Source organism: Altererythrobacter sp. CAU 1778 (assembly GCF_054482795.1).
The window spans coordinates 1353993-1379511 of sequence record NZ_JBTLRP010000001.1; the positions used below are offsets into that span (position 1 = coordinate 1353993).

Genomic DNA, 25519 nt, shown 5'->3' on the forward strand with positions numbered 1-25519 from the left:
ATGCGCCTGCGCCTCAAACTCGATCCGATGATCCTGCTCCTGCTGGCAGCGCTGCTGCTGGCTGTTCTTTTCCCAGCGACGGGAGAGGGACGGGCGACGGCGCAGATGGTAGCGAACGCCGCGGTCTTCGTCCTGTTCTTGCTGAACGGACTGAGGCTGCCCCGCGATCAGGTGATATCGGGCCTTCGCAACTGGCGGCTGCAAGTCTCACTGCTGATCTGGGTTTTCGGTGTGATGCTCGCGCTTGGCTGGGGCGTGTCGCAGGTCAGTGCCGGTGTGCTGCCCCAATTGCTGGCGCTGGGCTTCGTGTTCCTGGGCGCGCTGCCATCCACCGTGCAGTCCGCCACCGCCTATACTTCGCTTGCCGGAGGCAATGTCGCAAGCTCGGTCATCGCCGCGGCTTTGCTCAACATCGCGGGCGTTTTCGTGACTGCGCCGCTGTTCGCGCTGCTGGCGGGTTCGCAAAGCGTGCCGTTCAACACCGACGTGCTCGTGCGAGTGGCCACGATCCTGCTGCTGCCTTTCCTGCTTGGCCAAGCCTTGCAAGCGTGGTTCGGCGGACTGGTGACGCGCCATGCCGGGCTAACCAAGTGGTTCGACCGGATAGCCATCGCGCTGGCCGTCTATGTCGGGATGTCCGGCGCCGTGGAACAGAACGTCGGCACTCGGCTCGGCCTTAGCGGATGGGCGATCCTGATGCTGGCGGTGTGCATCATGCTGGCGCTCGCATCGTTCGGTGCGTGGCTGGCTTCCGGCGCGCTTCGCCTGCGGCGCGATGATCGTATCGCGTTCCTGTTCGCCGGTTCGCAGAAAAGCATCGCCCTCGGAGCGCCCTTGGCGACCATACTGTTCGCACCGGCCGTTGCAGGAATGATCCTGCTGCCGGTGATCGCCTACCACTTCCTGCAATTGCTGATCGCGGCGCCGCTAGCTTCGCGGCTGCGCGCAGCGGAATAGCTCAGCCCGCGACGTCCTCTGGATTTTTCCGGTTGTGGCGGACGGACCACCACAGCGAAAGGCCGATCAGCACAGCACCGATCAGTCCGGTGATCGTCTCGGGAATATGGAACCGTGCGGAGAACAGCATGATCCCACCAAGCGCGATAATGGCCCAGAACGCGCCGTTCTCAAGGTAGCGATACGCCGTCAGCGTTCCCTTCTCGACCAGATGGATGGTCATGGAACGAACGAACATCGCGCCGATCGAAAGGCCCAGCGCAATCACGATCATGTTGTTCGAAAGTGCGAAAGCGCCGATCACCCCGTCGAAGCTGAAGCTGGCGTCGAGCACGTTGAGATAGAGGAACCCGCCCAGGCCACTACGCACCACCGCGCCGGCAAGTCGCTTCTTCTCCTCGTTCAGTTCTAGAATGGCGTTCACGCCCTCCACCGCGATGAACGTGACGAGGCCGAGGATGCCCGCGATCAGAAAGGTCAGGGCTTCCTCGTCTGGCAGCAGGCCCGAAATGCCCCACAAGACGAGCAGCAATATGGCAATTTCGGCTGCGGGGAGGGCAGCGAACTTGGACAGCCATTCCTCGATCTTGCGGATCCAGTGCACGTCCTTGTCCTGGTCGAAAAAGAACTTGAGGCCGACCATCGCAAGGAAGGCGCCGCCGAAACCGGCAATCCCGACATGGGCGGAACTGACGATACGCTCGTACTCCGCAGGCTCGTTCAGCGACAGGTTGATCGTTTCGATCGGCCCGAGACCCGCCGCGATCGCCACGATGGCGAGCGGGAACACGACGCGCATTCCGAACACCGCGAAGGCGATCCCCCATGTCAGGAACCGCTTTTGCCAGACCTTGTCCATGTCCTTCAGGACCGAGGCGTTGACCACCGCATTGTCGAAGCTGAGCGATATCTCGAGCACCGAGAGTACGACGATGATCCACAACATCGCCGCGGTGCCGGATACGCTCCCGGTGCTCGACCACCCGTACCATGCGCCAAGCGCGAGGCAGATAATGGTGAAGATGAAGGAGAAGCCATAGAACTGGCGCAAGGTTGCCATGAGGTGTCCGTAATATCCTGAGGGGAGGGCGCCGATAGATTACTTGGGTTGGTAGGTCTGCGCTTCGGTGGGGAAGGTGCGCGCTCGCACTTCCTCCGCATACTGACGGGCCGTCGCTTCTATCGTTTCGGCGATGTTTCCGTATTTCTTCACGAAGCGTGGCACGCGCTCGAACATGCCGAGCATATCCTCGGTCACCAGCACCTGGCCGTCGCACTGGGCCGACGCTCCGATGCCGATGACGGGAATGTCGAGCGCCCCCGTGAGGGAAATGGCAATCGGTTCGACGACGCCTTCGACGACAACGGCAAAAGCCCCTGCGGCGGCCACCGCCTCCCCATCGCCGATGATCTTGGCGTGTTCTTCCTGGCTGCGACCGCGCGCCCCGTATCCTCCCAGCGCGTTGACCGCTTGCGGGGTAAGACCGACGTGCGCCATCACCGGAATGCCGCGAGCCGAGAGGAAGCGTATGGTTTCCGCCATAGCCTCCCCGCCTTCCAGCTTCACTGCCGCGCAGCCCGTTTCGGCCATTACCCGGCTTGCCGTGTCGAAGGCCTGTTCCGGACTGTGTTCGTAACTGCCGAAGGGGAGATCGACGACGACCAGCGAGTGATAGCTGCCGCGAACCACGGCGGCGCCGTGCGCGATCATCATTTCCGGCGTCACCTGCAGCGTGCTCGGCAAGCCGTAGATCACCTGGCCCAGCGAGTCCCCGACCAGCAGGATGTCGCAATGGGCATCGAGCAGCTGGGCCTGGCGCGCGGTGTAAGCCGTCAGCATCACCAGCGGTTCTTCCGTCCGCCCGTCCGACTTGCGTCGCTTGATGGCCGGGACCGTCAGCCGCTTCATCGGCGCGGGCGTGGGATTGGCGCGGCTCGTGGCCGTATCGAGCTGGAAAGTGGTGGACATGGCCGCCTTCTAGCAAATCGCCCCCTCGACGCGAGGGGGAAATTGTTGCACCATCTTGCACAATAAAATTGCGCGGGGAGCGACGGACAGCATGGCGATATCTTCGATGGACAGTGCAACGACCACGGACGGATGGTCGTCTCGCAGTGCTTTCATCCTTGCCGCCATCGGTGCAGCGGTCGGTCTGGGCAATATCTGGCGCTTCCCGACGCTTGCCGGGGAAAGTGGCGGCGGCGCCTTCGTCATTTTCTACATCGGCTGCGTGTTCCTGCTCGGCCTGCCGCTGGTCCTGTCGGAAATTTTCATCGGGCGCGTCGGCCAGACGGATGCCGTCGGCTCCATCCGCCGAGTGGCGGCGGAATCCCGCGCCTCGCCGGCATGGTCCGTGTTCGGCGCTATCGGCGCGATTGCCGCGTTCCTGATCGTGTCGTTCTACTCGGTCGTCGCGGGTTGGGTGCTGTATTACGCCGGAGTGATGGGCTGGGACCTGCTATCGGCTATCGGCGCTGGCGAACCGTTCCGCGGCGCGCTGGCAGGTGAGAGCCAGGAACAGATCCAGCAGCGCCTGGGCGATATGTTCGCCAGCCCCGGACTTCTGCTCGCAATGCATTTCGCCTTCATGGGAATGACGCTCTACATCGTCGCGCGCGGTGTGAGTTCCGGGATCGAAAAGGCGGCGACTTACCTCATGCCGGCCTTCTTCGTGCTTCTCGTCGGGCTGGTCATCTACGGCGCGATCGAGGGTGAGATCGGCAGTGCCGTCGCATTCCTGTTCACGCCGGACTGGTCGAAACTGTCACCCCAGGTGATGAACTCCGCGCTGGGTCAAGCGCTGTTCTCTCTGTCGCTGGGTGTAGCAGGCCTCATTACTTACGGTTCCTACATCAAGGATCATTCGCGGCTCGGCGGGACGTCCGCTCTCATCGCGGTTGCCGACACCTGCGTCGCCATACTCGCCGGCCTGATGATCTTTCCGATCGTTTTTGCCGTCGGCCTCGATCCTGCATCAGGTCCGACGCTGGTGTTCCAGTCGCTGCCGTTCGCCTTCCAGACAATGCCCGGTGGCGCCCTGTTCGGCTTCCTGTTCTTCGTCCTGATCCTCGTCGCAGCCGTTACGAGTTCCATCTCGCTGCTCGAAGTGCCGACGGCGTGGGGCATTGGCGAACGCGGGTGGAGCCGACCGAAATCCGCGCTGGTGTTCGGCGGCGGGGCGTTCGTAATCGGGATCGCCTGCCTGCTTGGCTACAATGTCTGGTCGGATGTACGCCCGCTGGGGTTTTGGCCGCTTTTCGCGGAAACCGACATTCTCGACACGGTGGATGGGTTCACCGGCAAGGTCATGCTTCCGGTCGGCGCACTGCTGACCTCGATCTTCGTCGGATGGAAGGCGGACACGAACCTGCTCCGCACGACGACCGGCCTCTCGCCGCTCTCGTTCAATATCTACCGCTTCCTGATTGCCTGGTTGTGTCCGATCGCAGTTGCGATCATTCTCGTCACCGGACTGTTTCCCAGCATTCTCCCGGCATAGAAAAACCGCCCTCTCCTAGTCGGAAAGGGCGGTCGTTCATGCGTGTCGAACGCATTGGGTTGTCAGCTTAAAGCGCGGTCTCCGCGTGACGCTTTTCGGCGTCTTCGTGGACATTCATGCCGAGCGCCATCTTCGCGGTATCGACGAGGCCCATCTCGCCGCTCCAGATCTCCGCATCGCCAAGATCCATGCGCAGGAACAGGATGTCCGGATCATCCTTGCCGCCATCGTACCAGGCTTCGACGAAATTGTTCCAGAACTGGTCGAAACGCTCCTGGCTCGTTTCCTTGGCCAGCGTGCCAGTGAAGCGCGCGAACATGTCGTGGTCCTTGCCCTCGAACGTTGCCGTGACCGGACCGAGCTTCGCGAAGCTGCTCTTGGTTTGCGTGAAGAACCAGATGGCGCTGTTCGCGTCCTTGTCGAGCTGCGCTGTCATGGGCACCGCGCTGTCGGGGTCTCCATCCAGCTGCAGGAAAAGAAACGAGGAATCAGCCAACGACTTCCAGAACTTTTCCTTGAGCTGGTCCGCCTTGCCTTCCGAATATTTCATGCGTGATCTCCTTGGGGGTTTCCAAACCAACGGCGCTGCGAAGCTTGCGTTCCGCAGCGCCGTCCGGCTCAGCGGCCGAGAAAGGCCAGAAGATCGTCGCCCAGCCGCTCCGTCTGCGTGGCAAAGACCGCATGCGGTTCGCCGTCGTACTCGATCAACTCGGCCGACGGCACCTGTTCGGCAACGGCGCGGCCGGTCGCATCGATCGGCACGGTCTCATCCTCGGTGCCGTGAATCACGAGTGTCGGCACTGTGAGGCTGGGGAGATCGGGGCGGAAATCGGTAGTGGCGAATGCCGCTGCCGATTGCAGCGTCGCGTACTGGCTCGCGTGCATGGTGGTCTGCCAGGCCCAATGCCTTTCTTCATCGCTCGGCTTGCTGCCGTAGAAGCTCTTGAAGAAGTCGGTGAAGAAGGCGCGGAAATCGTCCTTCATGCCTTGGGTCATTTCGTCGAAGGTCGACTGCGGAACCCCTTCCGGATTGTCGTCCGTCTTCAGCATATACGGGACGACCGAGCTTACCAGAACGGCCTTGCTGACGCCCTTGCCACTATGGCGCGACATATAACAAGCGATCTCTCCGCCTCCCATCGAGAAGCCGACAAGCGCGACGTCGGTTGTTGCGTCCGTTTCCGTCATCACGTCTGCAAGATCGTCAGCGAACGTATCGTAATCGTAACCACTCGGCGCATGGTCCGAATGGCCAAAACCGCGCCGGTCGTAAGCAATTGCACGATAACCGTTCTCGGCCAGTTTCATCATGATCGGATCCCAGCTGTCGGCAGAAAGTGGCCAACCGTGGATCAGGATTACCGGCTTCCCTTCACCGAGTTCCTTGTAGCGCAGACGTGTACCGTCCTTGGTGGTTGCGTGAGGCATAAAATCTCCTTTGTTTCACAACTAAGGAGTCGAAGCGGCGAAGGTTCCACGACCTTACCCGGCGGGTGAGAGAATTTCGCACAAACCAACATACGTCTATTGGCGGTGGATGGCGGAGAACATATAAAGAACCTATGGCGCAACTCGATCTCATGCAGAAGCTCGAAATCCTGGCCGATGCGGCGAAGTACGATGCATCCTGCGCGTCATCGGGCACGGCAAAGCGTAACAGCGTGGGCGGCAAGGGGATCGGTTCGACCGAGGGGATGGGCATCTGTCATGCCTACGCACCTGACGGGCGGTGCATTTCGCTTTTGAAGATTTTGCTGACCAATCACTGCGTCTTCGACTGTCATTATTGCGTCAATCGCAAGAGTTCGAATGTCAGAAGGGCCCGGTTCACGCCTCAGGAAGTCGCGGATCTGACGATCAGCTTCTATCGGCGCAATTATATCGAAGGGCTGTTCCTCTCTTCCGGCATCATCAAGAATTCCGACCATACGATGGAGCAGATCGTGGAGTGCGCGCGCATCCTGCGCGAGGAATATGATTTCCGCGGGTACATCCACTTGAAGACCATTCCGGAAGCCGACCCGCAGCTGATCCACCAGGCAGGCCTCTATGCTGATCGTATCTCGATCAATGTCGAATTGCCTACCGATCAGGGACTGACGCGCCTCGCACCGGACAAAGATGCGCGACAGATCGAAGGGGCCATGGGCGGTATGAAGATGGCGATCCGGGAATCGCTGGATGAAAGAAAGCGTTTTCGCCATGCGCCGCGCTTCGCTCCGGCGGGTCAGTCGACGCAGATGATCGTCGGCGCGGACGGAGCGAGTGATGTCGATATCGTGGGGAAGGCGAGCCGCCTCTACGATGGTTTCCGCCTGCGACGCGTCTATTACAGCGCCTTCTCGCCCATTCCCGATGCCAGCGCGGTTCTTCCGCTGAAGCGGCCGCCTCTGATCCGCGAACATCGTCTCTACCAGTCGGATTGGTTGATGCGCTTTTATGGTTTCGCGCCGCGCGAGGTCATGCAGGCAGCGGAGGCAGACGGCAATCTGCCGCTGGACATCGATCCCAAACTCGCATGGGCGCTCAAATTTCGCGAGCAGTTTCCGGTCGACGTCAACCGGGCTTCGAAGGAACAATTGCTGCGCGTTCCTGGTCTGGGCGTGAAGGCGGTCGCAAAGATACTGGCCTCACGTCGGCATCGGACCCTTCGCCTCGACGACGTGGCGCGATTGACGGTTTCTGTTTCCAAGATCCGCCCGTTCATTTGTACCGCAGACTGGCGGCCGACGCTGCTGACCGACCGCGCGGACCTGCGATCGCTCCTCGCGCCGAAGCAGGAACAGCTGGAGCTGTTTGCGGCATGATGCACCAGGCTCTGGCCGGTTCCAGCAGGCATTACGCGGTCGCGATGCCGCGCCCCGATGATTTCGATTACTGGCGCGATGCCGCGCGCGCTTTGGTGCAAGCTGGTGTCGAACCTGCGCGGGTCAGCTGGAGCGAGCCGGGCGGGGGCGGCGATCTGTTCGCCGACGGAGGGGAGGGCTTGCCGGTCGCTCCCGCAGATGCGCCGCCGGTCAGGAGCAGCAAGCGTTTCCTCAGCCTTGCGAAGAACGCGGCGCTGCATTCCGATCCACAACGCTTCGCACTGCTATACGGGTTGCTTTGGCGTCTTCAGCGCAATCCGAAGCTGATGGACGACAAGGCCGATCCCGACGTTCGCAAGCTCGAAGAGCTGGAGAAGAACGTTCGCCGCGATAGCCACAAGATGCACGCCTTCGTGCGGTTTCGCGAAATCAGCGTGGGCGAGGGTGAGCACGAGAGCACGCGCTACGTCGCCTGGTTCGAGCCGGATCATCACATATTGCGCGCCAATGCGAGTTTCTTCGTACGCAGGTTTGCCAGCATGAACTGGTCGATCCTGACGCCGAGCGGGTCGCTGCACTGGGACGGGGAAACCGTGACCGAGGGCCCGCCAGCCAGTCGATCCGACGCGCCCGATGGCGATCCGATGGAAGATATGTGGCGCAGCTACTATGCCTCGATCTTCAACCCGGCGCGGCTGAAGATAGGTGCGATGCTGTCGGAAATGCCGCGCAAGTACTGGAAGAACCTTCCGGAGGCGCAGATCATCCCAGATCTTATCGCCAATGCGCAGAACCGGGAGGCGGCAATGGTCGACAGCGGCGCGCTGGAGTTTGAAGAACGGCCGACGACTATGGATGCCATTGCGGAGGCGATCGAGCGATGCCGGAAATGCCCCATCGGCGAATGTGCGACGCAGGCCGTGATGGGCGAAGGTCTCGCATCGGCCGACCTGATGATCGTGGGCGAACAGCCGGGCGATAGCGAAGATCTGGCAGGCCGACCTTTCGTCGGCCCTGCCGGGCAATTGCTCGATGAATTTCTCGGTCAGGCCGGAATCGCGCGTGACCGGACCTACCTCACCAATGCGGTCAAGCATTTCAAGTTCGTTCAGCGGGGCAAGCGGCGCATCCATCAGAACCCGCAGGCGCGGGAAATCGACACCTGTCGCTGGTGGCTCGAAAGCGAGCGGGACATCGTGAAGCCGAAGGTGATCCTCGCACTGGGTGCCAGTGCGGCGCGCGCCATGTTGGGCAAGACTGTCAGCATATCGAAGGTTCGGGGCCAGCCGATGATGCTCGAGGATGGCAGCGAATTGTGGGTGACCAATCATCCGTCCTACCTCTTGCGGCTCGATGGGGAGGCGCGAGAAGAGCAGGGGCGCCGGTTCGCAGCCGACCTTGCGGCCGTGAAAGCGCGGATGGAGGAACTGGCCTGACGCGCAAACCGTAGTTGGGTCATGATATCCACCAGGTTCCGCCGTGAGATAGGCTGCTTCCGGCTCGACAGGTTCTTTATCTGCGTGCTGATCGTCGGTGCTGTTTTGGTCGGCGGAAAGGCGTGGCTTGCGCGCCACCCGGAACACGATCCGTGGGCTCCTCTCGATCTGCGCGACCCGCCGGGTTGGGCGACGCAGGACAAGCTGGTGGCTTTGCGCGGAGATCCCGCCAGTTGCGCCGCCGTGCTCGATCGCAGCGAGATTGCCTACGACAGACTGGAGCCTGCGGGGGAAGGGGCGTGCCGCCGCGCCGACCGAATAGCCTTGACCGAGACTGTCGGTTTCTCACCCGCTCGCCCGGATGCGACCTGTGCCGTGCAGGCAGCGATGGCGCTGTGGGTGCGTCAGTCCCTTCAACCAGCGGCAGAGGAACAGCTCGGCTCACCCGTCGCGCGGATCGAGCACTACGGCACGTTTAGTTGCCGCCGCCTGTACGGCGCCGACGAAGGCGCGTGGAGCGAACACGCAACCGCCAACGCCATCGACCTTGCCGCTTTCGTTCTGGAAGACGGCCGCCGCGTTTCAGTCCTCTCGGACTGGAATGCTGACGACGAGAGTGCCGCTTTTCTGCGCCGCATCCGCGACGAGGCGTGCCCGGTCTTCGGCAGCGTCCTGTCGCCGGATTACAATGAAGCACACAGGGACCACCTGCATTTCGATCAGGCCGCCCGCAACTGGACGTTCTGCCGCTAAAAATCAGCCGGGTTCGAAAGCGTATCCCGCGGAGCGAACCGTACGGATTGGGTCGGGAAGATCGCTGCCCTGGATCGCCTTTCGGAGGCGACGGATATGGACGTCGACCGTGCGCTCCTCGATTTCGCTGTCGTTGCCCCACACCGCGTCGAGCAGCTGCGCGCGGCTGAAGACCCGCCGCGGGTGTTCCATGAAAAACTTCAGCAACCGGTATTCGGTGGGACCGAGGGAGAGCTGCTCCGACCCACGCGAGACGCGATGCGCTGCCGGGTCGAGGGTGAAGTCTCCGACCGACACTTCTTCCCCTGCCAGCGCGGGGCGCACGCGGCGCAACACGGCGGAGACGCGTGCGAGCAATTCGCGCGGACTGAACGGCTTGGTCATGTAATCGTCCGCGCCGGTTTCGAGCCCGCGGATACGGTCGTCCTCTTCCTCGCGCGCGGTGAGCATGATGATCGGAACGTGCGCGGTGCCTTCGGTGCGGCGCAATCGGCGGCAAACCTCGATGCCGCTCGTCCCTTCGATCATCCAGTCGAGAATTACGAGGTCGGGCGCCGCTTCTGCCGCCATCACGATTGCTTCGTCCCCGTCCGAGGTCGAACGCACGTCGTACCCCTCGGCACGGAAGCGATATTCCAGCAGTTCGCACAACGCCGGATCGTCTTCGACCAGCAGCAGTTTCGGTTTCGTCGGCACGGTCCCTCCGTTTCTGAAACTCGCCAAAGCCGCGCAATGTTACACAGGCGTGACAGCGATGGGACCAGCGATCGTCACTCGTCCGGCGGATAGTCGCCGGTGGCGGCGTAGTGCACCATCTCTGCAATGTTGGTCGCGTGGTCGCCGATCCGCTCGATATTGCGGGCAACGAAAAGGAGCTGAGCCGCGGTACTGATGGTGGCCGGGTTTTCCACCATGAACGACACCAGATTGCGGAAGATCGAGTTGTAGAACGCGTCGACCTTTGCATCGCGCGCGATGACTTCGCGCGCCAGCATGGGGTCGCGCGCGGCGTAGGCGGTCAGAACGTCGTGAACCATCTCGGTCGCGACTTCACCCATCGCGGGAAGTAGCGTGAGAGGCTCGAACAGGTTCTTGCCTTCGATCTTGCCGATCCGCTTGGCAATGTTCTTCGCATAGTCGCCGATGCGTTCGGTCACGCCGGCGATCTTGAGAGCTGCGATCACTTCGCGCAGGTCGTCTGCCAGCGGCGCGCGCAGGGCGATGACCCGGACAGCGAGCTTGTCGACTTCCGATTCCAGCGCGTCGAGCTTCTTGTCGCGCTTGATGACCTGCTTGGCGAGTTCCTCGTCGCCGCGGATCAGTGCCTGCATCGCTTCCGCGATCGACAGTTCGGCAAGCCCGCCCATCTCCGCGATCAGGCCGCGTAGCCGGGTGATGTCTTCGTCGAATGCCTTGACTGTATGTTCTGCCATATGCGTCTGCCTTAGCCGTAACGGCCGGTGATGTAATCCTTCGTCCGCTCCTCGCGTGGATTGGTGAAGATGTCGGACGTGCGCCCGTACTCGACCATCTTGCCGAGATGGAAGAACGCTGTGCGCTGGGACACGCGCGCTGCCTGTTGCATTGAGTGGGTAACGATGACGATGGCGTAGCGTCCGCGCAGTTCGTCGATCAGTTCCTCGATCTTTGCTGTCGCGATGGGATCGAGCGCGGAGCACGGCTCGTCCATCAGGATGACTTCGGGATCGACGGCGATGGCGCGCGCGATACACAGACGCTGCTGCTGACCGCCGGAAAGGGCGGTGCCGCTGTCTGCCAGGCGATCCTTCACTTCCTCCCACAGGCCGGCACGGCGCAAGGACTGTTCGACGATGTTGTCGATGTCCGCCTTGCCTTCCGCCAGGCCATGAATCTTGGGGCCGTAAGCGATGTTGTCATAGATCGATTTCGGGAACGGATTGGGCTTCTGGAAGACCATGCCGACCCGCGCGCGCAGCTGAACCACGTCCATTTTCGAACGATAGATGTCTTCCCCGTCGAGAAAGATCTCGCCTTCCACGCGCGCGACCGGGATCGTGTCGTTCATCCGGTTGAGCGAGCGAAGGAAGGTCGACTTCCCGCAGCCGGACGGGCCGATGAAGGCCGTGACGTACTGCGTCGGTATCTCGATCGAGACGTTGTCGATGGCCTGCTTCGCACCGTAGAACACGTTCACGTTGCGCGCGCTCATCTTGGCCTCGGTCGGCTCCAGATTGTCGTGAATTTCTGTCACCATTGTTTCTCGAAACGGTTGCGTAGGTAGATCGCGACGGCGTTCATCGCGAGGAGGAAGAGCAATAGCACGATAATCGCCGCCGATGTGCGCTCCACGAAGCCGCGGTCGATTTCATCCGACCACAAGAAGATCTGCACGGGCAGCACCGAAGACGGCGAGGTGAAGCCAGCCGGCGGGCTCGCCACGAATACGCGCATCCCGATCATCAGCAGCGGTGCTGTTTCGCCCAGTGCGCGCGCCATGCCGATGATGGTGCCTGTAAGGATGCCGGGTAGGGCAAGCGGCAGGACATGGTGGAAGACCACCTGTACGGGCGAAGCTCCGATCGCGAGAGCACCATCGCGGATCGATGGCGGCACGGACTTGATCGCGTTGCGACCGGAAATCACGATCACCGGCATCGTCATCAGCGCGAGCGTCATCCCGCCGATCAGCGGCGCCGAACGATAGCCCGGGAAAATCCAGAGGAACACGGCAAGGCCGAGCAGGCCGAAGATGATCGACGGCACGGCCGCGAGGTTGTTGATCGAGACCTCGATAAGGTCTGTCCAACGGTTTTTCGGCGCGTATTCTTCGAGATAGAGCGCTGCCAGCACGCCGATCGGGAACGCCAGCAGCAGCGTGAACACCATGGTAAGGATCGAGCCCTTCAGCGCGCCCCAGATCCCGACCACCTGAGGATCCGTGGCATCGGACCGCGACAGGAACCCCGAATCGAAATTCTTTTCGAGCAATCCTTCGCGCTGCAATCGCGCGGCTTCCTTGCGCAGGTCGTCGGGACCATTGCCGTTGAAGGCCTCTGCCATGTCACCGTTTACGGGAAGCGCAAAGGCCGCCGGTCCGTTCGCAATGCCGGGATTGGCGATGAGCTGTTCCCCGACGAGGCGCCATGCGCCCGTATCGAGCTCAGCAGCTGCCGTTTCGCCCAGAGTCTCGCCGGCGTAATATTGCACGATGTCCGGCAGGCCGGAGGACCGGAGTGCCCCTTCGGCCTCGACCACGCCCAGCCCTTGCGGCGGAACTGTGACCGGCGTCTCGCTGAAATCGATCGTGATGTTCGCCTCGACGCGCTGGAAGCCGCCGTAGCCGTTGATCGTCATGGTGAAGAGCAGGAACGCCAGCACCGCGACCGAGAACAGAATCGCGCCGAGGCCGAGCAAGCGGAAGCGCCTCTCCGCAGCATAGCGTTTCTTCAGCCGCGCTTCGAAGGCGGGCGTCCGCGTGGGCGGATTGAAGTTCGGGGACATCGTGTCACTCATAAGCTTCACGGAACCTCTTCACGACGCGCAGCGCGATGATGTTGAGCGCCAGCGTTATCAGGAACAGCACGAAGCCGAGCGCAAAGGCGCTGAGCGTTGCCGGGTGATCGAAGCTGCCTTCGCCGGTCAGCATCGCGACGATCTGCACGGTCACGGTCGTCATGGCTTCGAGCGGGTTGGCGGAAAGGTTTGCCGCTGTCGAAGCGGCCATCACCACGATCATGGTTTCGCCGATCGCGCGGCTGATAGCCAGCATTACGCCGCCGACGATACCCGGTAGCGCAGCCGGTACGAGAACGCGCCTGATCGTCTCGGACTTGGTGGCGCCCATGGCGAGGCTGCCGTCGCGCATGGCTTGCGGCACGGCGGCAATGGAATCGTCGGCCATCGAAGAAACGAACGGGATGATCATCACGCCCATCACGATGCCGGCGGCAAGCGCGCTTTCGCTCGACGGATTGCTCGCGCCCAGCGAAACCGCAATGTCCCGGATGGCCGGAGCGACCGTCAGCGCGGCGAAGTATCCGTAAACCACCGTCGGAACCCCCGCGAGGATTTCCAGCGTGGGTTTCAGGATCTTGCGCGCGCGCGGTGCGGCATACTGGGTGAGGTAGATCGCACTCATCATGCCCAGCGGGATCGCAACGAGCATCGCAATGATGGCGCCGATGAACATGGTGCCCCAGAACAATGGAATTGCCCCGTACCGGCTTGCGTCCGCCACGTCGGGCGAGGTCATCGGGTCCGGACCCCAATGGGTGCCGAACAGGAAGTCCAGCGGGTTGATCATCGTGAAAAAGCGGATTGTCTCGAAGATGAGCGAGGCTGCGATCCCGAGCGTCGTTAGGATGGCGATTAGCGATGCCGCGAGGAGCAGGCCCATCACCGTGCGCTCTACCCGCGTGCGGGCGGTAAAGTCGGGCTTCAGCCGCAGGAACGCCCATGCCCCGGCAGCGAGGGCAATCGCGATCGTCACCGCAAAGCCGATGACGTTGTAGCGCGACAACGCCTCGCGGTAAGGTTCCACCAGTGGCTGCGCCAGCGGATTGAAGACCGCATTGGCGTTGCCGCTTGCAACCGCGCGCGCTTCCGCGAGGATCGTCTGGCGCTGCAAACCGAAGCTGGGCAGGTCGGCGGCAGCGGGATGTGCGAGTACGGTCTGGTTTACCAGATCGGGTGCGATGATCGACCACAGCACGATGAAGGCGAGGACGGGCAGGGCGATCCACAATGCCACGTACCAGCCATGGTAGCTGGGCAGGGCCGCAAGGCGCGCACCGTTCTGATTGCGGCGAAAGGTGTAGGCACGGGCACGGGCCGCGAGCCAGCCGGCCAGCGCCAGCCCGAGCGCCAGCAGAAGGAGCAGTGCGACAGACACGATTCTAGCGCTGCCCGGCGTTTGAACACGGGCCGGATTGGCCGAACAGTCGAGGAGCGGGGCAGGTCATGGCTGTCCTGTTTCGCAACATGATTCGCTGCGGTTGGCTGGATCCAAGGAGGTGCAATTGCGCGCCTGCGGCATCTTTGTGACAGTTTTATGACAGCGCATCTTCACTGTCCGGAGATTGCGTTTCGGCCAAGGGGAGCTTCACGGTCACGCTGGTCCCCTGACCGCGCTGGCTGGCGATGTCGAGCCTGCCGCGATGGCGTTCCACGATATGTTTTACGATGGCGAGGCCGAGCCCGGTGCCACCTGCCGCGCGGCTACGCCCCGGATCGGTCCGATAGAAGCGGCGGGTGAGGTGCGGCAGATGTTCCTCCGCGATACCTTCCCCCTGATCGGTCACGGTGAGGAGGGCGCGATCCAGGTCGCCGACCTCAAGTCTCACCGAAACCTCCTTGTCCGAAGCGCCGTACTTCAGGGCGTTGTCCACGAGGTTGCGGACGAGCTGTTCGAGCTGGCGCTCGTCCCCAGTGATGACGATGGGACCACCCTCGATCTCGCAGGCGATCCTGTCGCGATCCTCGGGTCGCCCAGAGTCCGCGGCGGCGCGGCGCACGAGCTTGCCAAGGTCGATGCGCCCGCTCGGCAGTTCGTGTTTCTCCGCTTCCACGCGCGACAGGGACATTAGATCGCTGACAAGCGTCTGCAGACGGCGCGCTTCGCGCAGCACGGTGTCAAGGAACTTGCGCCGTGCCTCGGTCGGCATCTGATCGTCCTCGACCAGCGTCTCGACATAGCCGATGATGGAGGCCAGCGGGGTGCGCAACTCGTGGCTGGCGTTGGCGACGAAATCGGTATGGGCGCGGCTGACGTCAGCTTCTGCCGTGCGATTGTGCAATTCGACGAGCGTGTATCGCGTATCGATTCGCGTCACGTTCATCGCCCAGATGCTGCGATGCCCGCTGAGGCCGGTGATGATCGTCTCTCCGTCTCCCTCGCGTTGAAGCAGACTGACCGCAGCGGGATGGCGAAATGCGATTCGCGCGTCCTGGCCGAGGATATGCTTGCCGAGCACTTCGCGCATGGCAGCATTGGCGAGCACGATGCGATCCCGGTCGAGTAGCAACAGAGGCACGCCCGAATGTTCCAGCATGGCGCGCATCCGGTCGTGGCTTAACGAAACACCGTTGGTGCTTTCCGCCGCGACGGGTTGGGGCGGCGGTGCGATATAAAGAGTGCCGATCCACAGGACGGCGACGGCGAGTGCCAGCCAGGGCGAGCTCGTCACCAGCGCGACCGTGAGCGATCCCGCGATTGCCAGCATGATTCCCGGCCATGGAGTGTCGCGGTCTGCCATCGTTGCATCCGGCCCTAGCGCCGCCTGCGGCACTTGGCCAGCGGCGCTGTCTGCGTGACACATATGAGCTGGAAAGTGGTGACCCCTACGGGACTCGAACCCGTGTTTCCGCCGTGAAAGGGCGGCGTCCTAGACCGCTAGACGAAGGGGCCAGCGGCAACGCGAGCCGCGCACTTAGGGGCCGAATCCGAACCCGTCAAGCGCGTGCATGGGCTGCCTGCAATTTATCCTGCGAAGGCGGCATCCTCCACGTGGAGTTCGGCCTGCCGACGGCTGCCCCAGTCGTCGATCTTCGCACGGCCGGCCAGCCACAGCTTGCGCCCCTGGCTGCCGTGGAGCAGCGTCTGACCCAGCTCGCTCTCGGCCTGGCGGAAGGCGATTGCCTTGATCGAGCGACCGTCCGCGCCTGCCGCGATCATGCGGACATGATCCTTGCCGACCAAGTCGACCTTGACCAGATGAAGCGGACCGATGGCGATGCGCGGTGCGGGCCAGCCGACGCCGAAAGGTCCGGCCAGCTCGATCGTCTCGATCAGGTCGGGCGTCAGCCCGCCGACGCTCAGGGACAGGTCGAGCACCATGGCCTGATCCTCGCGAGCGCGCGCGACCTTCGACGCGAGCATTTCGTCGAGCCAGTCGTGGAGCGCTTCGATCTTGTCGGGCGGCGCGGTCAGGCCCGCTGCCATGGCATGGCCGCCACCCGCATCCAGCAAGCCATTCTCGCGCGCGGCGATGATCGCTGCGCCCAGATCGACGCCAGAGATCGAGCGTCCCGATCCCTTGCCGCGACCTTGCTCGTCCGCGTCGAGCGCGATGACCAGCGTGGGCTTCCCGGTCTTTTCCTTTATCCGGCCCGCCACGATCCCGATCACGCCGGGGTGCCAGCCTTTGCCCGCGCACACGATGACGGAGCGGTTGTGCTGCGCTGTCAGCTGCGCTTCGGCAGCTTCCTGCACCTCGGCCTCGATCGCGCGGCGTTCTTCGTTGAGCTGCGACAGCTGGGCGGCGATGGCATCCGCCTCCGCCCGATCCATCGTCGTCAGCAACCGCACGCCAAGCGTGGCTTCGCCGACCCGCCCGCCGGCATTGATTCGCGGGCCGAGCGCGAAACCGAGATCACTGCAAACAGGCGCGCGATTAAGCCGGCTCGCATCGATCAGGGCAGCCATGCCGATGTTGTCGCGCTTCGCCATTACCTTAAGGCCCTGTGCCACGAAGGCGCGATTGAGGCCGTGCAGAGCGGCGACATCGGCTACCGTGCCGAGCGCAACGAGGTCGAGCAGGGCGAGAAGGTCCGGCTCCTTGCGCGCCGCGAAAAAATCCCGGCTGCGCAATTCGCGAACCAGCGCGATGGCAAGCAGGAAGGCGACCCCGACCGCAGCCAGATGCCCGTGCGCCGCACCTTCATCGCTTTCGTCGAGGCGGTTGGGATTGACCAGCGCTGCTGTGACCGGAAGATCGGGCGAACATTTGTGATGGTCGACAACGATCACGTCCACGCCAGCGTCGCGCGCGGCGGAAAGTGCGTCATGGGCCATCGCTCCGCAATCCACGGTCACGATGAGGCTGCTGCCCTGTTCGGCAATGCGCACCAGTGCCTCTCCGCTAGGGCCGTAACCTTCCAGCAGGCGGTCAGGGATATAATGTGCAGCATCGACGCCGAGATCGCGCAACAGGCGAATCAGCAGCGCGGAACTCGTCGCGCCGTCGACGTCGTAGTCGCCATAGATGGTGATCGTTTCGCCGCTGATGACAGCCTGGGCGATTCGCTCCGCAGCCTGGTCCATGTCGCGGAACACCGACGGATCCGGCAGGAAAGCGCGCAGAGTCGGGTTGCGTTGCCGGTCGAGATCGCCGCGTTCCACCCCGCGGGCGAGCAGCAATTGCGCGATGATGTCGTCCATCGCCAGCGACGAACTGTCGTCCATCGCCATGTTGCCTTCGCGCCAGCGCCAGGCCCTTCCGGAAAGCGAGCGTTCGACACCGCAGACGGCGCGGGATACGGTGTTTGCCATGATGTGTCCGATACATGAGGCGCGTGCGACGCGGAAGGCTTGGGCAGAGGATTATCTCCAACTGCGGCAAGGTGCGCGGCAATGAGTGGCAACGGCGCAACCCTCGCCATCGTTTGGCACAGCCGCACCGATACTGCGGAGGCAATGGCGCGATCGGCAGCGCAGGGCGCAGGCAGCAAGGCGCAGCTTTGCAAGGCAGCCGATGCGGACGCGGAATGGCTGCTGAAGTGCTCCGGCTACATCTTCGCCTGTCCGGAGAACCTTGCGACCATGTCCGGCATGATGAAGGAGATGTTCGACCGCGCCTATTACCCCTTGCTCGGCCGCATCGAGGGACGCCCCTACGCGACCCTGATCGCGGGCGGCAGCGACGGAAGTGGGGCGCAGGCGCAGATCGACCGGATCGCCAAGGGATGGCGCCTGCGCCGTATCGCCGAGCCGATCGTTCATTGTACCGACGCGCAGACGCCCGAAGCGATCCTCGCACCAAAAAGCGTGCCCGACAGCGTACTCGCTCAATGCCACGAACTGGGTGCGGGTTTTGCGGAGGGTCTGCGGCAGGGTATCTTCTGACACCACGATCTTGCTCCACTTTGGAGGTGATTCAAGGCTGAAGACTCGACGCGCGGTCGCTTTGCGGCCAAACCCACCGGCGGACCGTGTGAACGGGATGGGGTTCGAAACGGAATGCAAACGATCGCCTCACAGGGGGAAGGGGCAGCAGCACCGGCTGTGCTGTTAAGCGCCCCCGTGCCGCGCCCCGAAGCGATCCGTGCGCTCGCCCGCGCCGACGCCCATGTCAATATCACGCATGAGCAGACGCTTGAGGGCGGGCAGATAGCCCTGATGGAATTGCTCCATTCCGGTCTCACCTTCGATCTGACGGGCTGGGATCAAACGCCTGCGCCGGTCGACCAGCACGATCAAAGTTTCGATTTCGATCTTGAGCCAGACCAGATTTATGGTGCGCTTAACTTGTCCACCGGCCCCCATATCAGCGGCGCGGCGGCCATGCTGCCGGTCGTCCGGGTAATGACGGGCCTGCTCTGCAGACTGGCGCGCCTGGAGGGTGTCAAAGTGATCCGCTGGTTGCCGGCACGGAGCATCATGAGCGTCGATTATTTCGAAAAGGTGATCGGCACCTGGCTGAAGGGTGGCGTGTTCCCCGGCCTTGGCCTTGTATCTCTCAAACCCGACGCGTCGGGCGATATTCGCACGCAGGGTATGGGCTACTTCGGGAGCCAGGAACTGGTTTTTTCGAAAGAAACCTTTGCCAATCCTCGGCAAATTGCAGAGATTGCCGTTCGGCTCATCGACGAACTCGTCGGCAACCCGCCACTCGCGGGGGAATGCACCGTGATGGGGCCGGGGGGCAGCCTTTTGCTGCTTTCGCCAAGCGAACAGGGCGAGGTGCTCCGCGTCCTGAGATAGCCGTGGGGGCGGCAGGAATGGGGATGCAGGGTAAGGCCCAAAGGCGCAGGATTCCGTTCGGGTCGGTCAATCGCCGGGGAAGCGCGGAATACGACCCGCGGTTCCAGCGCCATCATATCGTACCGATAGAAATCGTCGTCCGCCCACACTTTCGCGCGATGATGGAACATGGCGAGGCCGCGGTGCTTGATTTCGGCGACTTCCGTTGGAACGGTATGCTGCTGCCCGGCGTGGAGGACGCTTGCCTCGAAACGGGATTGCCGCTGCATCGCGGACGTCATCGTCGCTACAACGCCATGGTCTTGGAACGCGTGGCGGGGATCGACCGGCGTTTCCATCGCGCCCTTCGCGCCCGGCCAAGAGGAGCCGGTCGTCAGGCGGCCGCGGAATTGCGCGCATTGACGCAGGCGTTGCGTCTCCAGCTGCTTTCGCCACCCGTGGGAATGGGGTTGCTCAACAGCATATGCCCGATCGGCACCGGCCGCGACTTCAGCGAACTGGATGCGATGGCCGATCGGATCTGGGGAGCGACAGCGCCGACCGAAGCTGACTAGCGGCGCGGCCAGTCCTGCTTGGCGGCGAGCGCGCTCTTCGCATCGGCGTACTCAGCCAAAAGGCGGGCCACGCGGTCGGATACTGATTCGACCGCCTTCACGCTGCCGATGCCCTGTCCCGAACCCCAGATGTCCTTCCAGGCCTTTGCGTCGGTGTTGCCGCCGGAACCGAAGTTCATCTTGCTCGGGTCGCTTTCGGGCAGATTGTCTGGGTCGAGACCGGCATTCTCGATCGAGGCGCGCAGATAATTGCCATGCACCCCGGTGAAGAGGTTGGAATAGACGATGTCGGCAGCCGAACCGTCGACGATGCCTTGCTTGTACCCGTCATTCGCCACAGCTTCGTTCGTGGCGATCCACGGCGTGCCGATATAGGCAAGGTCGGCTCCGCAGGCGAGTGCGGCAAGGATGGACCGTCCATGCGCGATGGCGCCTGACAGGGCGACCGGGCCGTCGAACCACTCGCGGATTTCCTGCACCAACGCGAAGGGCGATTGCATCCCGGCATGGCCGCCGGCTCCGGCGGCCACGGGAATAAGACCGTCCGCGCCTTTCTCGACCGCCTTGTGGGCGAAGCGATCATTGATGACATCGTGCATCACGATCCCGCCGTAGGAATGTACCGCGTCATTCACCTCGGTCAGCGCACCGAGCGAGGTGATGACGAGCGGCACCTTGTGCTTCACGACCAGCGCGAGGTCCTCTTGCAACCGGTTGTTCGACTTGTGAACGATCAGGTTCGCGGCGAAGGGCGCGGAGGGGGCGGCAGGGTTTGCCTCGGTGTGGGAGTCCAGTTCCGCGCGGATATGGCCGAACCATTCGTCCAGCTGCTCGATCGGGCGGGCATTCAGCGTCGGAAACGAACCGATAATCCCCGCCTTGCACTGCGCGATCACGAGGTCCGGCTGCGAAATGATAAACAGCGGCGAGCCGATTACGGGAAGGCGCAGATTGTCGAACAGCGGGGGAAGGGCCATGCGATGGAAGCTCCGTTTTATATTGAAACCTTCAGCAGTTCCTAAGACGCGGTTGCGGCCTTGTCCATTCCGCTACGGCGCGCTCATGCGACCGCGCTGTTCGCTGCACTGAGCACGGCGCGCACGCTGGCGGTCGCCACGTCGTCGTCGATGCCGACTCCCCAGATGGTTTCGCCCGCAGCATTGCGACATTCGAGGTAGGCTGCCGCTTTCGCATTGGTGCCGGTACCCAGCGCGTGCTCCGAATAATCGCAAATTTCCAGATCGACGCCGAAGCTGTCGTGGATCGTGCCCACGACCGAGGAAATCAGCCCGTTGCCTCGCCCGCTGACGCTCTTTTCCTCGCCACCGACCGCGATCTTGCCCGCGAAGATGCGCGTCCCGTCACTGGCGCGCGATTCCTCGTAATCGACCAGTTGGAAGTGCTTGTCGGTCGTCTGCACGTGATAGGCGGATTTGAAGGCGTCCCAGATGTCGGCGGCGTTGAGTTCGCGGCTTTGTTCGTCTGCGACACGCTGAACATGGCGGGAGAAATCCGCCTGCAGCTTCTTGGGCAGCTTGAGCCCCTGATCCTTCTCCAGCACCCACGCAAAGCCGCCCTTGCCGGACTGGGAATTGACGCGAATGACCGCTTCGTAACTGCGGCCGAGGTCCGCCGGATCGATCGGCAGATAGGGCACGCGCCACTGCTCGTCGTTCTGCGCTTCCTGCGCTTCGAAACCCTTTTTGATCGCATCCTGATGGCTGCCGGAAAATGCAGTATAGACCAGCTCCCCGCCATAGGGATGCCGCTGGTGCACCGGGATCTGGTTGCAATATTCCACGGTCTCGATGATCCGGTCGATGTCCGAGAAATCGAGTCCAGGGTCGATACCCTGCGTGTACATGTTCAGCGCGACCGTCACGAGACAGCAATTGCCGGTCCGCTCGCCATTTCCGAACAGGCAACCTTCGACCCGATCAGCGCCCGCCATCAGGCCGAGTTCCGCCGCGGCCACGCCGGTGCCGCGATCGTTGTGCGTATGCAGCGAGATGACCGCCGCCCCGCGATTGGGCAGGTGCCGGGCGAAATACTCGATCTGGTCGGCGTAGATGTTGGGCGTCGCCGCCTCGACCGTGGCGGGGAGATTGAGGATGATCGGCGCGTCGCGCGTCGGTTGCAGGACATCCATCACCGCAGCGCAAACCTCGATGCTGAAATCGAGTTCTGCGGTAGAGAACGTCTCCGGCGAGTATTCGAATTGCCAATGGGTGTCGGGGCGTTTCGCTGCCTCGTCCCGCAAGACCCGGGCACCGTCGACGGCGATCTGCCGAACCTCGTCGCGCGTCATGCGGAACACGATGTCGCGCCATGCGGGCGAAACTGCGTTGTAGAGGTGGACAATTGCGGACCGGGCGCCTTCGAGGCTTTCGAAGCTGGTGCGGATCAGGTCTTCGCGCGACTGGGTGAGCACCTGCACCGTAACATCGTCGGGCACCGCGCCGGAGCGGACGAGGTTCTGGATGAAATCGAACTCTGTTGCGCCTGCACTCGGGAAACCGACCTCGATTTCCTTCACGCCGATCTCAACCAGCAGTTCGAAGAAACGCGTCTTTTTCACCGCATCCATCGGGTCGATGATCGACTGGTTGCCGTCCCGCAGATCGGTGGAAAGCCAGCGGGGCGGCGTCGTGATCGTGCGGCCCGGCCACTGGCGGTCAGGCAGGTCGATTTGCGGGAAGGGCCGGTACTTGCGGCTCGGTTCGGTCAGCATGGTCATGGGAAAACGGTCTCGACGAAAGGGCTTGGAAGGCTGCGGCAATCCCTTGGGCGCGGATGGCGCCGGTCTAGACCAAGCGCCGCCTCACGCCCAAGGGCGTGTAAGTCGCAGAAGCAGGTCGAGCCGTTCGGTCATGCGGGCTTCTATGGGCAACCCCTTCGCGCTTGTAAAGGCAAAGCGCAGCCGCCAATGCGTGTTACAAAATTTCACCGACAGGGAGAGTTGGGATGGCCGACGAAACGGCAAAGGTAGCTCCGGCGGCAACGATGGGATCGACGCTGGGGTTCGTCGAAGTGCTCGAAATTGACGCCGAGGCCGGGCGCGCCCGGATCGCATACGAGGCGCGGATGGACCATTGCCATTCCGGCGGCGTGGTGCAGGGCGGCTTCGTTTCCGGATGGATCGACGGCGCGATGGCACACGCCTGCATCGCCAGGAACGGGCGCGGGACCGTCCCGATGACGCTGGAATTGAAGATCAGCTATTTCGGCCCGACCCGCCCCGGTCGCGTTATTGCGGAAGCCTGGGTCGAAAAGCACGGTAAACGCCTGTCCTTCTACGAGGGGCGCATCCTGAACGAGGCGGGCGATGTCCTCGCGAAGGGCACCAGCACGATCATGATCGCCGACGCCGCGCGCGTGCAGGCCGCAGCGCGCGCAGCGACGGGACAGGACGAGTGCTAACGGCTCACTTTTTCTCGAAGGCGGCGGTGATGATTAGCTCGACTTCGTCGGAGACCATGGGCACGCCGTAATCGACGCCGAATTCGCTTCGCATGATCGTGGTACGGCCATGGAAACCGACCGTCTCGGCTCCGCCCATCGGGCTTGCCCCTGCGCCCGTGAACTCGGCGAGGATCGTCACCGGCTTTGTCACGCCGTTGAGAGTCAGATTGCCAGCGACAGCCGCTTCCGTGGGGCCGAGCGGATAGACGGCCGTCGATACGAAGCGCGCGGGCACCGGCGCTGCGCCGAAGAAGTCCGGCGAGCCGCCGTCCTTGCCAGGGCGAAGCAGGTGATCGCGCAATCCTTCGCTGGCTACCGTCACAGACGCGACGGGAACACTCACGTCCAGCGTCGCGGCAGACAGGTTCCCCGGATCGAGCTGCAAGGTACCCGTCGTGTCGCCGAAGATGCCGAAATAGTCGTTGAACCCGAAGTGGTCGACCCGGAACTGAACCAGCGTGTGCGCCGGATCGACTGAATACGTGCCCGCGGTGACGCGCCCGGCATCCGGTTGGCCCGGAAGGGCCATGGGCGCATCCTGGGCCTGAAGCATAGCGAAGGTCGCGGCGGTCAGCGCCAGTGCGCTACCAAGGGTAACGGCGGACTTCTTCATGATATATCTCCTGTTTTCCCGACGCGCCGGGGCGTCGCGATGGGTGCGAAAGTTTCCCGAGCGAACAGGGCTGTCCGCTTGCGGTCGCCCGACAATACGTCACGTACCATACGTTTGACCACTCCGCCGACCAGTTGTGGCACGAAGGCCGCACGAAGATGCGCCGTCGGCTTGTCCGTATCCCCCAAGAAGAGATGGCCAGCCGGTCTTGCAACGAAGGGCCGGCGAGCGCTTTCCTCGGTATTGGCAAGCAAGACCGTGATGTACGGCCAACGCGCATTCCTATAGCTGTTGAATAGCGGCGTGTCGCAGCACGTTGCGTACCACCGCAAGGTCGGCTTGTTGGTAAGATGGATGCAGCCGAGCTTGTCGGCGCCGCGATCCAGCCTGAGACTGGCGCAGGGTATCTGGAGCAGCTCCGTTCCATCAGCGTCATCGAGAATCCGATTCTCCGCACTGAAAAGTCGGGCGAAGGCCTGGCAACTGCTGCAATGACAAATGACGAAGGTCGTCCGCCCCGGCGACGTGTCGCGCACGCTTCCGGCTATTTGCTCGCAGGCACAATGGAAGGGTAGGGTGGGGGCTGCGTCCATCCAAGCTTACCTCGCTGGACGCAGCCTGCCCTTTAGTTCTTGTCCTTGTCGACCAGCTTGTTCTTGCCGATCCAGGGCATCATCGCGCGCAGCTTGCTGCCGGTCTGTTCGATAGGATGGGCTTCGGCACGCTTGCGGGCAGCCTTGAGTTCGGGCTGGCCAGCGCGGTTGTCGAGCACGAAGTTCTTCACGAAGCGGCCCGACTGGATGTCGTCCAGCACGCGCTTCATTTCGGCCTTGGTTTCATCGGTGATGATCCGCGGGCCGGTGGTGATGTCGCCATATTCGGCGGTGTTGCTGATCGAATAGCGCATATTGGCGATGCCGCCTTCATACAGCAGGTCGACGATCAGCTTGGTTTCGTGAAGGCACTCGAAATAGGCCATTTCGGGCGCGTAACCGGCTTCGGTCAGCGTTTCGAATCCGGCCTGGATCAGGTGAGTGATACCGCCGCACAGTACGGCCTGCTCGCCGAACAGGTCGGTTTCGCATTCTTCCCGGAAGTTGGTCTCGATGATCCCTGAACGACCGCCCCCGACGCCACTGGCGTAGGCGAGGGCGACGTCATGTGCGTTGCCGCTGGCATCCTGATGCACCGCAATCAGGCAGGGTACGCCGCCACCACGCTGATATTCACTGCGCACCGTGTGGCCGGGGCCCTTGGGCGCGATCATGATGACGTCGATATCTTGCGGCGGCTCGATGAGGCCGAAATGGACGTTCAGGCCATGCGCAAAGGCTAGCGCGGCGCCAGGCTTCATCTTGCCCTTCAGGTCGTTCTCCCAGATCGCGGCCTGGTGTTCGTCGGGCGCGAGGATCATGAGGATGTCCGCCCATTCGGCAGCTTCGCTGTTCGACAGCACCTTGAAGCCCGCGTCTTCCGCCTTCTTTGCCGATGCCGATCCGTGGCGAAGCGCGATGGCGACGTCCTTCACGCCGCTGTCCCGCAGGTTCTGCGCATGGGCATGGCCCTGCGAACCGTAGCCGAGGACGGCGATCTTCTTTTCGGTGACCAGGTTCAGGTCGGCATCGGCGTCGTAATAGACTTTCATGTTCTTTTCCTCGTTGGACCGTCATGCCGAACTCGTTTCGACATCCATCCAGCCATCAGCGCCCGCGCTAGTGGAGAAATGGACCCTGAAACAAGTTCAGGGCGACCAAT

25 protein-coding genes and 1 tRNA gene are annotated in these 25519 nt (G+C 62.8%); 9 read left to right on the forward strand and 17 right to left on the reverse strand.

Features of this window, described 5'->3' with window-relative positions:
- On the forward strand, positions 1–957 hold the full coding sequence (locus ACXYN8_RS06390) for a bile acid:sodium symporter family protein (protein WP_458888482.1): 957 nt from the start codon (positions 1–3) through the stop codon (positions 955–957).
- A gap of 1 nt (position 958) precedes the next feature.
- Here the strand turns inward: ACXYN8_RS06390 and ACXYN8_RS06395 are convergent, their stop codons facing one another.
- Positions 959–2017 (reverse strand): DUF475 domain-containing protein, encoded by a 1059-nt coding sequence (locus ACXYN8_RS06395; RefSeq protein WP_458888483.1) that lies wholly within the window; start codon positions 2015–2017, stop codon positions 959–961.
- A 39-nt stretch (positions 2018–2056) separates the two neighbouring features.
- Positions 2057–2926: a 3-methyl-2-oxobutanoate hydroxymethyltransferase gene (gene panB, locus ACXYN8_RS06400; RefSeq protein WP_458888484.1), complete on the reverse strand. Its 870-nt coding sequence runs from the start codon at positions 2924–2926 to the stop codon at positions 2057–2059.
- A gap of 91 nt (positions 2927–3017) precedes the next feature.
- Between panB and ACXYN8_RS06405 the strand changes: the two genes are divergently transcribed.
- Complete coding sequence (locus ACXYN8_RS06405) at positions 3018–4457, forward strand: sodium-dependent transporter (RefSeq protein ID WP_458888485.1); 1440 nt, start codon at positions 3018–3020, stop codon at positions 4455–4457.
- Between the two features lie 67 nt (positions 4458–4524).
- On the opposite strand, the gene ACXYN8_RS06410 is transcribed toward ACXYN8_RS06405, so the two are convergent.
- Complete coding sequence (locus ACXYN8_RS06410; RefSeq protein ID WP_458888486.1) at positions 4525–5007, reverse strand: pyridoxamine 5'-phosphate oxidase family protein; 483 nt, start codon at positions 5005–5007, stop codon at positions 4525–4527.
- 68 nt (positions 5008–5075) lie between these two features.
- On the reverse strand, positions 5076–5885 hold the full coding sequence (locus ACXYN8_RS06415; RefSeq protein ID WP_458888487.1) for an alpha/beta fold hydrolase: 810 nt from the start codon (positions 5883–5885) through the stop codon (positions 5076–5078).
- A 134-nt stretch (positions 5886–6019) separates the two neighbouring features.
- On the opposite strand from ACXYN8_RS06415, the gene ACXYN8_RS06420 reads away from it, so the two are divergent.
- Genes ACXYN8_RS06420 through ACXYN8_RS06430 form a run of 3 tightly spaced genes read left to right on the forward strand, consistent with a single transcriptional unit; the run spans position 6020 to position 9453 of the window.
- Positions 6020–7264: a putative DNA modification/repair radical SAM protein gene (locus tag ACXYN8_RS06420; RefSeq protein WP_458888488.1), complete on the forward strand. Its 1245-nt coding sequence runs from the start codon at positions 6020–6022 to the stop codon at positions 7262–7264.
- Positions 7261–8700: a UdgX family uracil-DNA binding protein gene (locus ACXYN8_RS06425; protein WP_458888489.1), complete on the forward strand. Its 1440-nt coding sequence runs from the start codon at positions 7261–7263 to the stop codon at positions 8698–8700. The genes ACXYN8_RS06420 and ACXYN8_RS06425 overlap by 4 nt, the downstream gene beginning before the upstream one ends.
- A 21-nt stretch (positions 8701–8721) precedes the next feature.
- A complete protein-coding gene (locus tag ACXYN8_RS06430; RefSeq protein WP_458888490.1) occupies positions 8722–9453 on the forward strand; it encodes an extensin-like domain-containing protein in 732 nt (243 codons plus the stop codon).
- A 3-nt stretch (positions 9454–9456) separates the two neighbouring features.
- On the opposite strand, the gene phoB is transcribed toward ACXYN8_RS06430, so the two are convergent.
- From phoB to recJ, 8 genes are all read right to left on the reverse strand, one after another.
- Positions 9457–10149: a phosphate regulon transcriptional regulator PhoB gene (gene phoB / locus ACXYN8_RS06435; protein WP_458888491.1), complete on the reverse strand. Its 693-nt coding sequence runs from the start codon at positions 10147–10149 to the stop codon at positions 9457–9459.
- A gap of 74 nt (positions 10150–10223) precedes the next feature.
- Positions 10224–10886, reverse strand: coding sequence for a phosphate signaling complex protein PhoU (gene phoU, locus ACXYN8_RS06440; protein ID WP_458888492.1), 663 nt, complete (start codon positions 10884–10886; stop codon positions 10224–10226).
- 11 nt (positions 10887–10897) lie between these two features.
- The gene (pstB, locus tag ACXYN8_RS06445; protein ID WP_458888493.1) at positions 10898–11689 is read right to left on the reverse strand and encodes a phosphate ABC transporter ATP-binding protein PstB; all 792 of its coding nucleotides are present in this window, start codon (positions 11687–11689) and stop codon (positions 10898–10900) included.
- The gene (pstA, locus tag ACXYN8_RS06450) at positions 11683–12948 is read right to left on the reverse strand and encodes a phosphate ABC transporter permease PstA (protein ID WP_458888494.1); all 1266 of its coding nucleotides are present in this window, start codon (positions 12946–12948) and stop codon (positions 11683–11685) included. The genes pstB and pstA overlap by 7 nt, the downstream gene beginning before the upstream one ends.
- A complete protein-coding gene (pstC, locus tag ACXYN8_RS06455; protein ID WP_458888919.1) occupies positions 12941–14329 on the reverse strand; it encodes a phosphate ABC transporter permease subunit PstC in 1389 nt (462 codons plus the stop codon). Before pstC ends, pstA begins: the two co-directional genes overlap by 8 nt.
- Before the next feature lie 154 nt (positions 14330–14483).
- Positions 14484–15689: a sensor histidine kinase gene (locus ACXYN8_RS06460; protein ID WP_458888495.1), complete on the reverse strand. Its 1206-nt coding sequence runs from the start codon at positions 15687–15689 to the stop codon at positions 14484–14486.
- Positions 15690–15765: 76 nt separating this feature from the next.
- Positions 15766–15841 (reverse strand) — tRNA-Glu (locus tag ACXYN8_RS06465).
- A 72-nt stretch (positions 15842–15913) separates the two neighbouring features.
- On the reverse strand, positions 15914–17704 hold the full coding sequence (recJ, locus tag ACXYN8_RS06470; protein WP_458888497.1) for a single-stranded-DNA-specific exonuclease RecJ: 1791 nt from the start codon (positions 17702–17704) through the stop codon (positions 15914–15916).
- Positions 17705–17785: 81 nt separating this feature from the next.
- Here recJ and ACXYN8_RS06475 point away from each other — a divergent pair, with 81 nt between their 5' ends.
- From ACXYN8_RS06475 to ACXYN8_RS06485, 3 genes are all read left to right on the forward strand, one after another.
- Positions 17786–18277, forward strand: a complete 492-nt coding sequence (locus tag ACXYN8_RS06475; protein WP_458888498.1) for a flavodoxin family protein — start codon at positions 17786–17788, stop codon at positions 18275–18277.
- Positions 18278–18391: 114 nt separating this feature from the next.
- Complete coding sequence (locus ACXYN8_RS06480) at positions 18392–19135, forward strand: hypothetical protein (RefSeq protein WP_458888499.1); 744 nt, start codon at positions 18392–18394, stop codon at positions 19133–19135.
- Between the two features lie 23 nt (positions 19136–19158).
- Positions 19159–19689, forward strand: coding sequence for an AHH domain-containing protein (locus tag ACXYN8_RS06485; protein WP_458888500.1), 531 nt, complete (start codon positions 19159–19161; stop codon positions 19687–19689).
- Here ACXYN8_RS06485 and ACXYN8_RS06490 read toward each other — a convergent pair.
- Entirely contained in the window at positions 19686–20666 is a 981-nt protein-coding gene (locus ACXYN8_RS06490) for an NAD(P)H-dependent flavin oxidoreductase (RefSeq protein WP_458888502.1), read from the reverse strand. The genes ACXYN8_RS06485 and ACXYN8_RS06490 overlap by 4 nt on opposite strands.
- Before the next feature lie 83 nt (positions 20667–20749).
- Complete coding sequence (gene leuA, locus ACXYN8_RS06495; RefSeq protein WP_458888503.1) at positions 20750–22426, reverse strand: 2-isopropylmalate synthase; 1677 nt, start codon at positions 22424–22426, stop codon at positions 20750–20752.
- A 227-nt stretch (positions 22427–22653) separates the two neighbouring features.
- On the opposite strand from leuA, the gene ACXYN8_RS06500 reads away from it, so the two are divergent.
- Complete coding sequence (locus ACXYN8_RS06500; RefSeq protein ID WP_458888504.1) at positions 22654–23109, forward strand: PaaI family thioesterase; 456 nt, start codon at positions 22654–22656, stop codon at positions 23107–23109.
- A gap of 4 nt (positions 23110–23113) precedes the next feature.
- Here ACXYN8_RS06500 and ACXYN8_RS06505 read toward each other — a convergent pair whose 3' ends face one another.
- From ACXYN8_RS06505 to ilvC, 3 genes are read right to left on the reverse strand one after another with little or no spacing between them, the layout of a single operon-like run.
- Positions 23114–23764: a YceI family protein gene (locus ACXYN8_RS06505; protein WP_458888505.1), complete on the reverse strand. Its 651-nt coding sequence runs from the start codon at positions 23762–23764 to the stop codon at positions 23114–23116.
- On the reverse strand, positions 23761–24357 hold the full coding sequence (locus ACXYN8_RS06510; RefSeq protein WP_458888507.1) for a DUF6151 family protein: 597 nt from the start codon (positions 24355–24357) through the stop codon (positions 23761–23763). The genes ACXYN8_RS06505 and ACXYN8_RS06510 overlap by 4 nt, the downstream gene beginning before the upstream one ends.
- A 32-nt stretch (positions 24358–24389) precedes the next feature.
- Positions 24390–25409 carry a ketol-acid reductoisomerase gene (gene ilvC, locus ACXYN8_RS06515; RefSeq protein ID WP_458888509.1) on the reverse strand — a complete coding sequence of 340 codons (1020 nt, stop codon included), beginning with the start codon at positions 25407–25409 and terminating at the stop codon, positions 24390–24392.
- Positions 25410–25519: the final 110 nt, after the last annotated feature.

Excerpts from the sequence above, each read along its gene's own strand:
- ACXYN8_RS06390 (WP_458888482.1), top strand. The coding sequence starts at position 1 with ATGCGCCTGCGCCTCAAACTCGATCCGATGATCCTGCTCCTGCTGGCA.
- ACXYN8_RS06395 (WP_458888483.1), bottom strand. The coding sequence starts at position 2,017 with ATGGCAACCTTGCGCCAGTTCTATGGCTTCTCCTTCATCTTCACCATT.
- panB (WP_458888484.1), bottom strand. The coding sequence starts at position 2,926 with ATGTCCACCACTTTCCAGCTCGATACGGCCACGAGCCGCGCCAATCCC.
- ACXYN8_RS06405 (WP_458888485.1), top strand. The coding sequence starts at position 3,018 with ATGGCGATATCTTCGATGGACAGTGCAACGACCACGGACGGATGGTCG.
- ACXYN8_RS06410 (WP_458888486.1), bottom strand. The coding sequence starts at position 5,007 with ATGAAATATTCGGAAGGCAAGGCGGACCAGCTCAAGGAAAAGTTCTGG.
- ACXYN8_RS06415 (WP_458888487.1), bottom strand. The coding sequence starts at position 5,885 with ATGCCTCACGCAACCACCAAGGACGGTACACGTCTGCGCTACAAGGAA.
- ACXYN8_RS06420 (WP_458888488.1), top strand. The coding sequence starts at position 6,020 with ATGGCGCAACTCGATCTCATGCAGAAGCTCGAAATCCTGGCCGATGCG.
- ACXYN8_RS06425 (WP_458888489.1), top strand. The coding sequence starts at position 7,261 with ATGATGCACCAGGCTCTGGCCGGTTCCAGCAGGCATTACGCGGTCGCG.
- ACXYN8_RS06430 (WP_458888490.1), top strand. The coding sequence starts at position 8,722 with ATGATATCCACCAGGTTCCGCCGTGAGATAGGCTGCTTCCGGCTCGAC.
- phoU (WP_458888492.1), bottom strand. The coding sequence starts at position 10,886 with ATGGCAGAACATACAGTCAAGGCATTCGACGAAGACATCACCCGGCTA.
- pstB (WP_458888493.1), bottom strand. The coding sequence starts at position 11,689 with ATGGTGACAGAAATTCACGACAATCTGGAGCCGACCGAGGCCAAGATG.
- pstA (WP_458888494.1), bottom strand. The coding sequence starts at position 12,948 with ATGAGTGACACGATGTCCCCGAACTTCAATCCGCCCACGCGGACGCCC.
- ACXYN8_RS06460 (WP_458888495.1), bottom strand. The coding sequence starts at position 15,689 with ATGGCAGACCGCGACACTCCATGGCCGGGAATCATGCTGGCAATCGCG.
- recJ (WP_458888497.1), bottom strand. The coding sequence starts at position 17,704 with ATGGCAAACACCGTATCCCGCGCCGTCTGCGGTGTCGAACGCTCGCTT.
- ACXYN8_RS06475 (WP_458888498.1), top strand. The coding sequence starts at position 17,786 with ATGAGTGGCAACGGCGCAACCCTCGCCATCGTTTGGCACAGCCGCACC.
- ACXYN8_RS06480 (WP_458888499.1), top strand. The coding sequence starts at position 18,392 with ATGCAAACGATCGCCTCACAGGGGGAAGGGGCAGCAGCACCGGCTGTG.
- ACXYN8_RS06485 (WP_458888500.1), top strand. The coding sequence starts at position 19,159 with ATGCAGGGTAAGGCCCAAAGGCGCAGGATTCCGTTCGGGTCGGTCAAT.
- ACXYN8_RS06490 (WP_458888502.1), bottom strand. The coding sequence starts at position 20,666 with ATGGCCCTTCCCCCGCTGTTCGACAATCTGCGCCTTCCCGTAATCGGC.
- leuA (WP_458888503.1), bottom strand. The coding sequence starts at position 22,426 with ATGACCATGCTGACCGAACCGAGCCGCAAGTACCGGCCCTTCCCGCAA.
- ACXYN8_RS06500 (WP_458888504.1), top strand. The coding sequence starts at position 22,654 with ATGGCCGACGAAACGGCAAAGGTAGCTCCGGCGGCAACGATGGGATCG.
- ACXYN8_RS06505 (WP_458888505.1), bottom strand. The coding sequence starts at position 23,764 with ATGAAGAAGTCCGCCGTTACCCTTGGTAGCGCACTGGCGCTGACCGCC.
- ACXYN8_RS06510 (WP_458888507.1), bottom strand. The coding sequence starts at position 24,357 with ATGGACGCAGCCCCCACCCTACCCTTCCATTGTGCCTGCGAGCAAATA.
- ilvC (WP_458888509.1), bottom strand. The coding sequence starts at position 25,409 with ATGAAAGTCTATTACGACGCCGATGCCGACCTGAACCTGGTCACCGAA.